The 14979-nt window shown below is 34.0% G+C and carries 12 protein-coding genes; 3 read left to right on the top strand and 9 right to left on the bottom strand.

The window, feature by feature from the left end:
* Nucleotides 1–38: 38 nt before the first annotated feature.
* The 7 genes from LRP81_RS09790 to LRP81_RS09820 all read right to left on the bottom strand — a co-directional run bounded on the left by LRP81_RS09790 (nucleotide 39) and on the right by LRP81_RS09820 (nucleotide 9297).
* Nucleotides 39–1424: an MATE family efflux transporter gene (locus LRP81_RS09790; protein WP_230501092.1), complete on the bottom strand. Its 1386-nt coding sequence runs from the start codon at nucleotides 1422–1424 to the stop codon at nucleotides 39–41.
* Nucleotides 1425–1435: 11 nt separating this feature from the next.
* Nucleotides 1436–2512, bottom strand: a complete 1077-nt coding sequence (locus tag LRP81_RS09795; protein ID WP_230501093.1) for a hypothetical protein — start codon at nucleotides 2510–2512, stop codon at nucleotides 1436–1438.
* 17 nt (nucleotides 2513–2529) lie between these two features.
* Entirely contained in the window at nucleotides 2530–4107 is a 1578-nt protein-coding gene (locus LRP81_RS09800) for a YcaO-like family protein (protein WP_230501094.1), read from the bottom strand.
* On the bottom strand, nucleotides 4107–5156 hold the full coding sequence (locus LRP81_RS09805) for a hypothetical protein (RefSeq protein ID WP_230501095.1): 1050 nt from the start codon (nucleotides 5154–5156) through the stop codon (nucleotides 4107–4109). The genes LRP81_RS09800 and LRP81_RS09805 overlap by 1 nt, the downstream gene beginning before the upstream one ends.
* Nucleotides 5153–6109, bottom strand: a complete 957-nt coding sequence (locus LRP81_RS09810; RefSeq protein WP_230501096.1) for a hypothetical protein — start codon at nucleotides 6107–6109, stop codon at nucleotides 5153–5155. Before LRP81_RS09810 ends, LRP81_RS09805 begins: the two co-directional genes overlap by 4 nt.
* Nucleotides 6110–6122: 13 nt before the next feature.
* Nucleotides 6123–9074, bottom strand: coding sequence for a thiopeptide-type bacteriocin biosynthesis protein (locus tag LRP81_RS09815; RefSeq protein WP_230501097.1), 2952 nt, complete (start codon nucleotides 9072–9074; stop codon nucleotides 6123–6125).
* Between the two features lie 85 nt (nucleotides 9075–9159).
* Nucleotides 9160–9297, bottom strand: coding sequence for a hypothetical protein (locus LRP81_RS09820; protein ID WP_230501098.1), 138 nt, complete (start codon nucleotides 9295–9297; stop codon nucleotides 9160–9162).
* A gap of 372 nt (nucleotides 9298–9669) precedes the next feature.
* Here LRP81_RS09820 and LRP81_RS09825 point away from each other — a divergent pair, with 372 nt between their 5' ends.
* From LRP81_RS09825 to LRP81_RS09835, 3 genes are all read left to right on the top strand, one after another.
* Complete coding sequence (locus tag LRP81_RS09825; RefSeq protein ID WP_230501099.1) at nucleotides 9670–9888, top strand: DUF1659 domain-containing protein; 219 nt, start codon at nucleotides 9670–9672, stop codon at nucleotides 9886–9888.
* Between the two features lie 36 nt (nucleotides 9889–9924).
* Nucleotides 9925–10143, top strand: a complete 219-nt coding sequence (locus tag LRP81_RS09830; protein WP_230501100.1) for a DUF2922 domain-containing protein — start codon at nucleotides 9925–9927, stop codon at nucleotides 10141–10143.
* A gap of 64 nt (nucleotides 10144–10207) precedes the next feature.
* Complete coding sequence (locus LRP81_RS09835; protein ID WP_230501101.1) at nucleotides 10208–10354, top strand: YvrJ family protein; 147 nt, start codon at nucleotides 10208–10210, stop codon at nucleotides 10352–10354.
* Nucleotides 10355–10401: 47 nt separating this feature from the next.
* Here LRP81_RS09835 and LRP81_RS09840 read toward each other — a convergent pair whose 3' ends face one another.
* Both LRP81_RS09840 and LRP81_RS09845 read right to left on the bottom strand, forming a co-directional pair.
* Nucleotides 10402–12444 carry a flagellar assembly protein A gene (locus LRP81_RS09840; protein WP_230501102.1) on the bottom strand — a complete coding sequence of 681 codons (2043 nt, stop codon included), beginning with the start codon at nucleotides 12442–12444 and terminating at the stop codon, nucleotides 10402–10404.
* A gap of 33 nt (nucleotides 12445–12477) precedes the next feature.
* A complete protein-coding gene (locus LRP81_RS09845) occupies nucleotides 12478–14865 on the bottom strand; it encodes an EAL domain-containing protein (RefSeq protein ID WP_230501103.1) in 2388 nt (795 codons plus the stop codon).
* Nucleotides 14866–14979: the final 114 nt, after the last annotated feature.

The following is a 14979-nucleotide window of genomic DNA, read 5'->3' on the forward strand; positions in this document are numbered from 1 at the left end:
AAAACCCTGAGGTTACTGTAGTTTGTTTTATTCTGTCCTTAGTGTGAGGCTGAAAGCTCCTTACCTTTAGAATCTTCCTTCGTAATTAATGATGCCTTTTGCCACCTTCCTAGGAGGTAATAAGATAAGGAATTGATGAAGGTCATTATGTTTATGATAGAAAGTGCAATAATAACACCTGTCGTAACATTTGGAAAAAGGTGAGGTAATAGCAGGAGACTCCCCAAAACAATTACATACATATTAGTAATAGTTAAATACATACCTCCCTTATAATCGCCTGACCCCGCGACAACAAAAACAAATACAAATGATACAGTATTAAGTGCCCATGGAATACTGTACAGGATAAAAAACTCCTTGAACCGCGATATCATTTCTGGATTTGATGAAAGAGCTACAGACAAAATATCACTTAGCAGTATTATGGTAGTTACAACGACTAGTCCGTATCCTCCCAATACGATGATAACTTTCTTGACAGTTGCTTTTATGGAATCAATATCTTCTTTGCCGATGTAATTTGCAACAATAGGAATAAGACTAGCTGCAAAATTTTGAGAAAACACGCCAAATATTAAAAATGCATACGTACCTACTGCATATACATTAAATGCCTCATCAGGATAATACGAAAGGATAATAATATATAAAAACATAGATAAATTAAACGTAATACCGTTAAATATTTGTGAGCCGACAAATTTTATGTTTTCTTTTATTAACTGAAAATCAGGTTTAAAAGTAAGTTCATATTTTGATAATTTCACTTCCAAATAATCCTTGTAAAAGAGTTTATAGATTAAGTAAATGGTGCACACAATGTTAGCTAGTACCGTTCCTACAGCAGCACCGCTCATTAGTGGTAAATGATAATAGTTAAACACAAGCATCACTAAGGGAGTTAACAACAGGTTAATCATTATCGCTAATAATAAACCTATATAGATTACCTTTAATTTTTGGAAGTACCTTGGTAACAATAATAAGAAGTTGTTTAAAGAGAAGAAAATATAGCCGCTAAAATAGACAATTAAATATTGACTTAAATAAGCATTCACATCCTCGTTTACACCAAATGCATATTTAAAGAAAGGATGCATAATTAAACCTACTATTACTACTATAAGACCTGCATAGATAGAAAAGGAAAAGGCATTTCTAATTCCCTTTTTTGCATGCTCTACTTTCCCTGCGCTATAATTTTGACTGATAAAGATAAGCAGTGCGGAAATCACCGCCACCAATACCGTTTCAATAAATACAATAATAGATGTAGATAATCTAAGTGCAGATAGTGCATTTGTATCATCAATAAATACTCTGATCCAAATAAGATCTATAAATATTAATAGTAAATCTGCTATTCCAATTAACGTTACAGGCAAAGAAAATTTTAATAATGTTTTCCAGCTATTGTCCATCCCCCTAGTCATTACGGAGTACCAACAATTAAACTGTACAAAATGGTTTGCTTATATCCATTAATACGTAACAAGCTTTCTGTTTCTCCTACATTAAAGCTTTTTACTGGCCTACAGAAATTTTCTTTAGAAGCATACAACAAACAATAATATTGTGCGATAAACCCAAGAATCATGATGTATTGACTCGCTATCTCTTCTTCTTCAAATATTTTATTATCTAGAAGGAAAAGGTACATGCCCGAAACACCCTTAAAATTAATATAGGGATATACTTTGTTAAGGTGTTTATAATCAATTGTTTCATTATGATTGGATGAAACGAACTTTCCTTCCCCTTTATTCACTAGCTTTATTATGTCAATAAAATCTGGTTTCAAGCTTTGCGAAAATAAGTTGGACAGCCCATAATCAAAGAGGTGCTTAATTATATTACTTGATGTATCACCTTCTATTTCAACTTGTTTAAAACTAGTAATAGGATGAAGATATGGGCCACTATTTCGTAGCAAACTCACTTCTAAAAATCTACTAATTTCCTTTAAATTAATTGTTTGATCCTTATTTGAATAAACTTTTTTTAACAATATATATTTTTCATTTAATTGAACTTCATATTGATACCCAAATGCCTTCGTTATCGAGAGAATATTAAATAGCAAATGACCTGTTTCAAGTAAAAATAGGCTCTTTTTTATCGATTTATAATATGCGGGATATTCTTTTCCATACTCAATAAGTATATCTCCTCTATTAGCTTTCCTGGAGTTGCTACTATATACTTCGAAATTACTTGTGTTTCCGCTTTTGGTTAGGAACGTTCTGTCATCCATAACCATAAATACTTTAATCGGATACAAACTTCTTGGAGATGGGTATCCTTTATGAATCTTAAATATAGTGTTTTTTTCCACTCTAATAATGTCATTAAGGCTAAGAATAATGTTAAAAAAATGATTCTCACAAATAAAATTATTATCTATTAATGAAAAATCATGGAAATGACTAAATTCAAAATTCTGCTCTGTCTGGATGAAGGTTGTATTATAAGCCAATTCATGAAAGAAATCTTTAGCTGTATAAAGCATATTGCTCCTCCCTTAAATTAAGCTAAAGGGTGAATGTTTTTCCCTTCAAGCCTAGCTATATCGTATTTAGAATGATTGAATCTCACAAGGTCTGTAGTAAAATCTACCGGTATGGAACCAATGAGCAGAACTTTTGTACAGCTCAAAGAAAGAGATGATAGTAAACGATTTGACTGTTTTATTTGTAGAATATCCTCGTATTGAGGCGTTATCTTTTTAATCACATAATCCAGTTCATTCTTGATACATTGCTCATAAAATGACATATCCAATAACTTTGAATACTTTTCCCTTTTCCTATTACTTATCTTTTTATCTAACAATGGTTGGATTTTATAAGATGCAAAAAGATAAAAGTGATCTTGAATGTTCTCTAGTTTATCTTTATTTTCTACCTCTTTAATTAAAGATGTTAACGAACTGTTTTCTAAGCTTTTTAAATTTTTATAGGCATTATATAATTCAGTAAATGCAGACTCGATAGCTTGCTCTAATTGAGTATGACAGCCCAGTCCAGTTATGGAATATATATCATTTTGTGGATGGATACTCCTGATGAGTCCCCAAACAACTGGGATATTAGCTTCATTTTCCAATAAATAAAATTCTAGTAAATAACCCTCTGATAAAAAGTAGAGTTCTTGATTCTCATACTGTTTTACTTGTTCAATTTTGATTACCGAATCGTTACTGAACCACGTCTTGAAAAAAATATCTCTCTCATATGCCTCTAATACAGAAAATAAACTCGCTTCTTCCACACTATTTCCTACGGCACACCCGTTAGAGCTTTCAATCATAAATTTGTTTTCAATGTCTGGTTTTAAATATTGCACCAACTGTTCAGGTACATAACGGACGTCATGGTTAACTAGTGAAACCGCCGGTACCCAGTCTATATGAAGGCTTTTTGTGAAAGGAGTAAGATTATATTTTTCTTTACTTAGACTCGGCTTATAAAATCCAAATTTCTCTGGGTTAACAAGGCTATTTTCTTTTTGTAATTCTTCGTACGATCCATTTATCGTACCAGGCAGCTTCAACACACTGGAATATCTTTCTATATATTCCATCAAGGCTTTCCTAACAGCAGTTGAAGTATGATATTCAAATCCGAACCCTTGTATGGTAAAAAATTTTCTATTAGCAACCGCAACAGATCCTTCTTTTTCTCTCAATACGTAACCGCCATGTATATTAAATAATGCATTCTTTAAATCAACTAAAGCTATATGGGATCGTAATCGTTTTTCTAATCGTGATTTTTTTAAAGAATGTGGAGAGTAATCAAGACTATATTGATACGTTACTGTTCGATCATGAAAATCAAATTTCATCTGACTAAATTTCTTAATATGAATCTTTAAAAAAAGCATACTTTTCTCAAGACTATTTTTATCATCCGCGACGTAGGTAATCTTCGGTTCATCCCCATACTCTTTGGAATCATGATTAGAGATTGTTCCATTCCTGTAAATCGTTATAGTATTTTCTCCTTTAACAAGTGATAAAATATAGGAGTCATGCTGCATGGACTCCAAATTAGGAAAGAAACGATTTACAATAGTCTCTTCAACTTCTTGATTGTAAATCATTAGACCAGTGCCTCCCGACCTTTTGAAACGTACATTTCATTAAAATACAATGATAGAGCATAACTTATAGGATGGAAGTTTGAGTCGGATGGATAGGAATATTTATCTTCTCCTATAAACACATGCACCATATTTTCAATCTCACTAATCTCTAATTTTTTTTGTAGTTTAATATATATTAATTTTTTGAGTAGGGTATCTATTTTTTCCAAAGAGACCTTTTCTATTGGGAGGTAGTCAATATCATCATGAAGGTTAGAAAGGAGATGTAATAAATTATTTATCGCATCCTCTTCACTCAATCCAAATACAAAAAGCTCTTTTTCTATTTCTGAAGTATTATATCTAATGCAGATAAAAGGAAAATAGGAGTGGTAGTCAAAGTCTATCGTTCCATTAATAATGTCCCTATCAAAGAGGACACTTGATTTAAAATTCTTATAGTTGATTTGATTTAATGTTATTTTTCTCACAGTATTTTCATAGGAATCTAAATTAATAGCTACAATGTAATGAGAGAGATCTTCTATTTGAAATGTTTTCTTTCTGAGCTGCTCTAATAAAACATATCCTGCATATGTTAAATACTCATCATTTAACTTCTCTTGCATCGTATTTTCAAACATTTTGCTTGATAGACACATGTTGTTATTTCTGACAGATACATATATCGGGTCTGTCTTAGTGCTGTTGTGAATGATTAACATGTTAATTTGTTCATTAAGATGAACTCTATCACCAAACTCTTCTTTAACTGTTTCTAACAATTTTATAGGACCAACAATTGCTGAAAGCCCATCTAGGTCTATCTCCTTGTTTTTGTTTTGGTATGTTAGTATACCTTTATCCAGTAACAGCTGGCGGATTTTCATTTCAAAATTGTCAGATGAAGTATAATGTCCATCCTTTTTTAACTCCTCGATTAATTTGTAAACTTTGTTTTTATATACATCTTCAAGGACCAACTTTAAATTCTTTTCCTTTGTGCAAATATAAAAATCAGTTTCTGTATCAATAATATATATTGTTGGATCGAGATAGGTTATCATCCATATACCTCCTCTTTACTGTATCTAAATGAACTAAGCAAATAATTCATATAAAATTTTTCTAAAGGTTTTATGTTTAATAAAACTAGTTTTTCATAAAAAACATTTAACACCCACCGATTCGTAATTAACACAGGGTCTTTAATAATTAATTGGTTTAAAGCGGGATTTTCTAGCACCAGTTTATGACGTTGTGTAGAGTGTTCCACCTTCCTGCTAATCTCATCCTTTGACTTAGGTGAGTAAAAATTGAGAAGTTCATTGTCAATAGACTTGCATATATCCTCGTATATCATTTTTAATTCAGTAACAAATTCGTTCTCCACTGCAGTCTCTATATGTAACATTTCCTTATCCCGCTCACCTAATTGATTAAAACGTTTTATGACTTTATTTTTATCTTCATTACTTAACGAATGCAAAAATCCAAGATAATGAGATAAATGAGAAGTAAAACCATTGGAATAAAGAGCAAATTCCTTGGAAAGTGTTTGGTCTGGAAGGAAAGAAAAGAAAGGGAAAACATCTTTTATAATGGAAAGTATATTGTTATCTTTCTCCCAATAGCTGTTTACATAGTGCCTATCAAACACCTTATTAATCTTTAAAAATAGGTGCAATTGCTCTTTATTCTGAAATCCGTATAAATCTTCTCTTTTCTTTATCTCCATTTTATTCTGATAGATTTCATCAAGAACTCCTTCCTTTAAAGATAAATCCGCCACTTTTCTATATTTATTAATAAATTCATTTGTGTCATATACTGTGGTTGGATAGGTTTCAAGCAATTCCTGACACTTGTCATAGATCGCTTTCGCTTCTTCTGGATACAGAAAACCAAAAAGGGATATATGATAGCCATTTTCGAAGCTCTTTTTTATTGATAAAGCTTCCTTCTCTTTCATCAATGGTTTGATCCAATCATACATTTGGTGATTATCTACTTCATTCATGAAAATCTTTATCTCATAAAAATTCATAATATTCTCCTTTTATTTCCAAAGAATACTTCAAGTTATAAAGAATATACTTTGCTAGACAATAGATTTCATTTTCAAGTGATCTATTAATTCCTGTTACTCTATTCAATGTCATATGAACCATACTATTGAAAATATAATTACTTCTCTCCTTTGAATATCTAGCTGTAACTAGCTTTGAGTATTCGCGTCCCATCTCTTTCTTATCTTTGAAAATACTATTTTGGTATTCCTTATAAAAAGCAATGGCACGCTCTCCGATTCCAACATAATAATTTCTGTTAGATTTAAATTGTTGTAAAATTACATGGTCTTTTTTCACTGAGTCATGTAATTGTTCTAAGAAAATGAATGCATTCTCATAACTATCAAAGAAATCAAATACGGAAAAAAGGATAAAAATGATTCCTTGCTCCTTTTTATCTACGATACCAATTGTTTGTTCTAAAGCGGTTTGACAATAAACTTTCGTTTCACTGCAAAAATATTGATATGCAATATCATAAAGCTGTTGTCCACCATATCTATTTATCTCTGGTTCAAAAATATGTGCAGAATAATCATGGATAAGCTCACTCTCCAATAGCTCAGTCAGCAAAGTAGACAGCTCGTTTTTAATTGAAGAGCTTTGAATTTTGTATCTTATTCTTAGATGATCCCCGCTTTCTACATCACTATAATTAATAAAAAACACTTCACTTAATCCCTGCTTATATAGAAAGTGTAAACAAAGAGTTAACACTTTATCTTTTTGATTTTGGTTATAAGAAATTTTGTAGTATGCCCAATCTTTCCTTATTTCTCTGACATGAGTTGCTACATCCTCTCCCATAGATAAGTTCTCTAATTCAATTCCTGATCTGGACGGCAAAACAGTAACAACATAATCCACAATATATGGTTGATTACACCTCACGTTAGCATTTAACTCAGGTGCCTCAATAAGAGTAATGTATGCTCCAGATCTTTTTGCTTTTTTTATATAATCTATAATTAGTTGTTGTCCAATCGGTGATGTGACAATGATCGGCATCGTCTTATCTCCATCAAGTAGATATACATACTGATTGTTTAACGAGAATTCGTCAGATAATCGATGTAAATTACCTATTGGATCTACTTCTAAATCCTCAACAGAAATGTTCCACCTCTTTGGAGAAATAATGACGTTTTTATATTGAATTCTTGGTATAAAATTTAAAAACCTATAACGTCCCAAACCCATATTTTTAGGGACTTTACTCATGTATTTTCCGAATAATGATAAAAACAATAAGGTTTTTTGTTCAACAAAATTATTATAGTAAAGCATGTGTGTGGAGACAGGCAACAGCTTTTTATTCAAGGATTTGCTCTTCAGGTACAAGCCATTAGTATCTGCTCCAACATAAATATCACCAATTTGTATCGTTCTTTCAGATTCATAATGTTCGTTAACACTATTAATGTTAATGACATAATTCGGTTTTTGATAGGTGATTCCTAAGTCAGGATAATTATTGGGGATTCCATTGATCTCGCATGTTAGATAGTAATCGTCATAATAATAAGGATTCATGTCATTCTTCAAGTCAAAGCGGCCTGTAAAGGAAGACCCTGTGTTCCCAAAAGAATTCACCCCTAAATGGAACATTTTTTTATTATCTTCTATAAAACTGGAAAACTTCATATCATAACCATCATTTAATTTATGCTTTAATTTATCGGCATATATATCAGTTATTTTATGGACATCTTCGTCACTTAGTTCTATCGTATCCTGGCCTTTTCTTTGACCAGCGAGTATTTTCCCCAAAACAATATTCATATATTTCTCATCGAGTTCAGCATATTGTTCTTGCCCAATAAAAGTGGGAAGTCCAATGCCCTTGTCTTTATCGAGTACCTCATTAAGACTGACCTCGTTATAATAGCCATACTTATTGATAAACTGAAGATAATAACTGTCCCATATATTAAAAGAAAATTGCTGGCTTAAATCAGCTAAAAAAGAGACATTTCCAACCAGAGCACTAGCTTCTTCTTGTTCTAATTCATCTTGTCGATCAGCACTTTGCATAATCAAGTCAATCACTAAATATTGATTACTTTCCGTTATGGCTTGCATCTTGTGGATAATATCCAAATAAGTTGAAATTCCATCTCCTACAGGTTGCTTGCAATAATCTTTTATTAATGAAGCGATGGTGCATAGAGAGGTATATAGTTCCTCTTCTATAAAATGCCTGCTATTTAGCAATTTTTCTAATAGACTATCACCTTCCAAATAAGACACGGATGGCTGAAGCTCACTTATTAGAAACCCGCTTTTTAACAATTTTTGAATAGTACCCAGACATAATATTTTTTTCTCGTTACTATGTGGGACAATTTTATGTAATAAATCAACAATTTTTATCGGAGTTTCGGAGTGATAAAGAAGAGATTTTATTAGAGAGCCATTCTTTATTTTCATATGTTGATAAGTATTATTAATTATGTTTTCGATACTTAAATATTGATCATTAATGATGACAGATGGATTGATAGATACTTTTAACTCCGAATGAATATTTTGCGATTTTTCTACACGAGAAATCAGTCTCTTGTACCAATTAATAGATATCCTTACTTTTTTCTCTTCACCCAACATGGAATTGTGCATGGGTTCTGTAAAATTTCTCATGGATAAACCCGAAAACAGTCCAAATGGCATAGTCCTTGATGACATACGGATTAAATATTTTATCAGAGATAGTTTTGCTCCGCTGCTTAACTGTCCGCTCACTAATTGCTGATACAAACTATTACTTGCAATGAGTATTCTCTCCATCACATCGCTGTTTTTTAGAGCTGCTTCTAATAAAATCTCCATACAATCTCCGTTTTGATAGATAGACTTGAGAATGTCTAATTCTAATGCTGGCCTCCTGACTATATAATTATTTTGAACATCCATTTTTTTCAGACTTCCCTTCTTATGTTGATTAATAATATGAATGCCCAGTTCATTAAGAACTGAGCACTCGTTAAGTAACTTTATATTATTGCTGAGTAACAACTACTGAACAAGAATTTGTTCCAACAGAAGCTCCCATTGTATCTAATACTGTGGCAGAAGAAACTTCGTAAACCTCCACCTCAAGATCGAAATCTTCAACTTTTAAGTTTAGTTCTTTCATTTTTATCTCCTCCTCTCTATTTATCTGGGCCCTGAGTGAATAATAGCATATCCCTAAAAAGTATGGATTTGCAGTATAGACCGAATTTTCAGAGTTTTTAATATAATTATGAGTATCTTTTATTTTTTTCTAATAAAAATAAGATATTTATCTTATTTAGAGAAATACTAATCTATGAAGTTTATAGACATTCAGAGGAGAACAACAGAAGTAGATAATTAGAAGGGACTGTGGTGGCGGAACGGATTGAACTTGGGGAGTTGGCCTAGGTTTTTTACTCATAGCATGTTAGAGAAATACAAATTTTTGTAATTCCTTTGCTACCTTTTCCCCCCTTCCACTTTATATAGATAGTGAAAGGGGGTGAGGGACATGGCACAGCATGTGGTGGAAAATGTACAGCTTCGTCTGATGTATGAGTTAGGGGAAGATGACAATGGAAAGTTGATCTACCGTACGAAGAACTATAACAACATCAAGGTCGATGCAGAAACAGCTGGGTTGCTTCAAGCAGCAGAAGCAATTTCTTCTTTGCAGGAAACACCGGTATCTACAGTAAAACGTAGTGAGCTTCATTTCTTAATAGTTTAATAGTAGGGATAAACAAACTTGAAGGGAGGGAATACTATGTTTACACTTGAACTTACATTCATTAACGAAGATGGAGAAAAAGCGAGAATCACCGTGGATTTTCCAAGAGCAGATCTAACCGTTGAAGAAATCGAGCAAGCCATGGACAGCATTGTGGCTGCGGATGTCTTCACTTCTAAAGGCGGTAGCTTCGTTAGTAAAGATGGTGCTAGAATCATTGAGCGAAACGTGACTGATTTCGAACTATCTCAATAATTACAAAGGAAAGGTCTACTCCAAAAGTAGGCCTTTCTTTCACTTTACAGGAAGGAGAATAATCATGGAACAATGGTGGACATGGGTAAGCGAAGTGGGCTTTCCTATTGTGGTAACCTTCTATTTACTACACCGGATTGAACAAAAGCTCGACCATGTATCTAAAACGTTGCAAGAACTCCCTTACCAGTTGTCAAAAACCATCAAATGACTGTGGTGGGTCGAGGGGACTGTCCCCTCGACCCACCACGACCCACATCACGACCCACTAAGAATAAGCTTTCCTTCTTTGTTTAGGTGGGCATTTATGTTGGATTGGCTATGGGTGAATGTGTGTTTGGTTGATCCAATTTTTATGGTGGTGCCTTCTTTGACTGTTTGTATTTTTATGGTTTGTCCAGAAGGTACGGAAATGAGGGTGGAGGTTCCACTTTCTGCGCCGGCTTCATTTATGGCGACACCGTGTTTTCCATAGACTTCTCCTCCGCGTACAATACCATTTACTTTTAGGGTGCCGCCTGAATGCAGGTGAGAATTAATACTGCCTTGGTCTAGGATGAGCATGTTGCCGCTACAATATATCCTGCTATTTAAAGCATTGGGAATAGTAATGAATGAATTTGGCTCAAGTGGGGTCATGCTTTGTACATATAACCGTTTCACCTCTTTTGCTGTTTCGGTAACATCTTCTAAAGCTAAGGAGTCATTCCTTAATATTAGAAATATGTTAGCTAGAGAGGTACTTAAGTTAATCCATTGTTCTCCGATATTTTTTTCTTTGTTTTTATTAATTTTCGCAACGTACTTTTTTACTTTTGATGTGAATTTTTTAAACTTTTTATCTAACAAAATTTTCACAAGCGGTTGCAGGCCTTTATGTGCAAAGTCACTTGCCTGATAGGACGGCGATTGAATCAGCTGCTTTAAGGTTGCAGATATTTTCTCCATATCAATATAAATATCTCGCAATAATATACCGAGCTCAGAGACGAGAAGGTTACTTTTCCCTGCTTTTATATCTGAATCTATCACACTTCCATAGGTTATTATCGAACCTGATGCACTTAGATTTGCTCTATATACGGTCTTGTGTACGGTAATGTCTCCGCCTGCCTCTATTAGCATTTGCTCTTCTACTTCTCCAGTTACTTCCACGTCCCCTTTGAATCGAATGTTGCCAGTTTCAAGATCCACATTACCATCACGTACATACTTAGGCATAATAGAAAATTGATATGCTAGTCCTCTATTTTCAATATGCGGCCTTCCCGATTCCGTCGCAACCACTTTATTTCCTTCAAGTGTTACCCCATTCCCGAGCTTAGGGAGGACAGGGAATGTTTGTTTAGCTGGAATTGGCTCGTTGCTAACGGTATATCCTATCTTACCGGGGATTGGCGGATGAATGATGGCAAAAATAGTTCCTTTTTCAACAGTAGCAATTTCCTGTTTTTCTCTGTAATCAACGCTATCGGTTACTTCAATTGTTTCATTTCTTTCGAATATTTTGACCTTCTCCACCCATCCATCTTTCCCTTGTTTCGCTTCAATGCCTGTGGCTATCTCGAATGTTCCCGCTTCATTTGTTTCAATCGCATTCATCATTGCACTGTGATTGAACCCGTGGATCACTCTTAGCTTTTCCATTTCATTCATCAAATCGATGTAGCTTAAAGTATTATGAATTTCCTTTGTTTCTTGTAGGGTAATCTCAATATGTCTGGCAGGGTGAATATCAGGGATGGATCTAATAATGTGATATCCTGGCTCCACTTTCGCATAAACACGAAGTTTACGTTCGTCTAAAAAGACTTTCCATTTAGTTTTTTTCGTTTGTTCTCTAGCTTGTATCTTTATTTCAAATACATCATTGGTTGAAAGTACGATGGTTTTTTCTTTTAGAGGTTCCTGATTTTTATAAATGACCAATCCTTTATTGATGGATACTGTTGGGAAATAAGAAGGCGAGCTTGTACTATTTATTTTTTCTCCCTTCACCCATACCTTTCCCTCAGTGGAATCCTGAGCTTGTTTTATTGGTTCTTCTTTTTCTAATGAAGAAAGGGTATTATCAGTCTCTACATCATCAATCCCAAACAGATTTTGCAAATGATCGTCTAACTGCATTGGCTTTAATTTTGTCAGTTTTACAACTGCGCCATTTCTACGTATGCCTAAAAAGCTTTTTTCAGCATGTTGTAGGATATCAATATCTACTTCGTCTTGTGTTACTTGCAGAATATGAAGACCTACTTCGATTGCTTCTTGTATATTCCTTCCTCTTGATACGATTCTCTGCATGTATTCACCACCTCATTTTTCATCATTTATATGTTAGTTTGGTTCCTCTTGATTTGGTATGGAAAACATGACGGTAGTCCCTATACTCTCTTCACTCTCTATTCTCATTACGCCGTTATGCTGCTTAACTATTCGAAAGCAAGCCATGAGACCTAAACCAGTTCCCTTTTCCTTATTACTATAAAAAGGCTCTCCAAGTTTTGCTAAGCGATTTTTGCTGATGCCTTTTCCATTATCCTTTACACTTATCACTAAATTTGATGACTGATAGCTTGCATGTATGGTGATTTTCCCACCATTTTGAATGGCTTCTATGCTATTTTTTATGAGATGAACCATAATCTGTTTTAATTGATTAGGATCACCTTTGAAAAAACGAACTTCATCTTTCATGATCAAATCGATATGGATAGCCTTTAACTCACACTCTGAATAGAAGAACTTCCATACTTCTTTCAATAATTTTCTAACATTTATCGTTTTTACATGAATCGCTTGTGGTTTAGCAATTAGAAGTAATTCTGAGATTATTTCTTCTAGACTAGTAAATTCTGCATAGATAATATTAAAGTACTCTTCCTTCACTACGCCACTTTGAAACAGCTGAACGAAGCCTTTAATCGATGTTATTGGATTTCTTATTTCATGTGCAATTCCCGCTGCGAGTTCTCCTACAACTGCTAATTTTTCTGTATTCCATAGCAATTCTTCGGCTTTCCTCTTTTCGGTAATTTCCCTTCCTATTGCTACTATTTGTTCCACATATCCACCCTTACTAATAACAGGGGTCATCAAAGAATCAATGAGAACCCAATAATTTTGCTTATGCAAGTAACGATACTCCATTTGGATCGGTGCTTTTTGCTGTGACATATTTTTAAGATTCTCTTCTAGTAGAGGAGCATCTTCTGGATGAACATTTTGGAAATAATCAAGTTTATGAACATCAAGCATTTCATCGTGAGAAGGGGAGGCATATATAAGCTGACCTTGGCTATCAAAAACACTTAGTAGATCGGTTGCATGCTCTGCAATTAATTGATATTTTTCTTGAAGGACATGTTTCTCCGACGCTATACTTGGTTGAAGCCGCAGTGTTTTTTGAAGCTTTTTTTTAAACATTCCTTTTTCTTTCGAACTTTTGGTTATCCCTAACGTTTGCTGGAGAGCCTCTATTTTCTGCATAATTTCTTGTGGAGGTAAAGGCTTACTAAAAAAATACCCCTGCCCTCCATCACAATGGTTTTGTTGAAGGAAAGCAAGGTGTTCCTCTGTTTCGATTCCTTCTGCCACCACTTTTAGATTTAAATGATGTGCCATGGAAATAATGGTTTTCACGATGGTTTTATCATAAAGATTATTATGTAAATCACGAATAAATGATTGATCAATTTTTAAGGTATTAACGGGAAAGTTTTTAATGTAATTAAGGGAGCTGAACCCTGTGCCAAAGTCATCAATGCTAATCTGAATTCCCATTTCTCTTAGTTTGTGTAGGATAGCGGTTGCTTTGCTGAGATCCACTGTCATACTTTCCGTTATTTCAATTTCTAAAAAGCGTGGATCTAACCCGTTCATTTTTAGTGCAGAAGTAATCACCTCCACTAAATCTTCTTGATAAAATTGTTTCGTGGAAAGGTTAACAGATACAATTGTCGATAGACCTTGGCTGTGCAAGATTGCATTCTGTCTACATGCTTCATAGAGGACCCATTCTCCAATAGAGGCAATCAATCCAGCTTCTTCCGCTATAGGAATAAATACTTCTGGCGAAACTGCCCCATATTCCGGATGATTCCATCTAAGCAATGCCTCAAGTCCTATAATATTACCTGTTTGCAAATTCAGCTTCGGCTGATAGAGCAATGAAAGCTCACCCTTATCCATCGCATTGATTAATTCATGCTCTATTTTTAATCTATTTATTTTTTCTTCCAATAACCCCGTATGAAAATATTCATAGGTGTATCCCATATTTTTGGCATGATACATTGCCACATTTGCAAACCTTAGCAAATCTTCAGTACTTTCCCCATCTTTTGGATATAGACTAATTCCAATACTTACAGAACATTGGAAATCATACGTATCCACTTTAAACGGTTTTGCAAAAGAATATTGAATGTTTCTAAGGATACTAGATGCTTGTTCCTTATCCACATCCGAAAGAAGAAGAATAAACTCATCTCCACCTTGCCTAAATAGGATATCCTTTTTACTAATCGCCTTTTTCAATCTGAATGCTACTTGCGTTAAAAGTAAATCACCTGCACGATATCCTAAGCTATCATTCACTAGCTTAAAACGATTCAGATTGATGAACGCGATGGCAAATTGTTCTTCTTTTGTCTTCGTACATATTTTTTGTTTTATATATTTCTCTAGGTTGTAGCGGTTCGGCAATCCAATTAAATCATTCATCTTTTTCCCCCTAACAAGAAAAGTGCATGGCGCCTGGAGCAGGGCGCTACTATGTCGTGTTACTGTTGTTCACAAAGCTAAATACCTGGCAAACAATAAAAAGACGTTGTATCA

This window comes from Sutcliffiella rhizosphaerae, from assembly GCF_917563925.1.
GTDB lineage: Bacteria > Bacillota > Bacilli > Bacillales > Bacillaceae_I > Sutcliffiella_A > Sutcliffiella_A rhizosphaerae.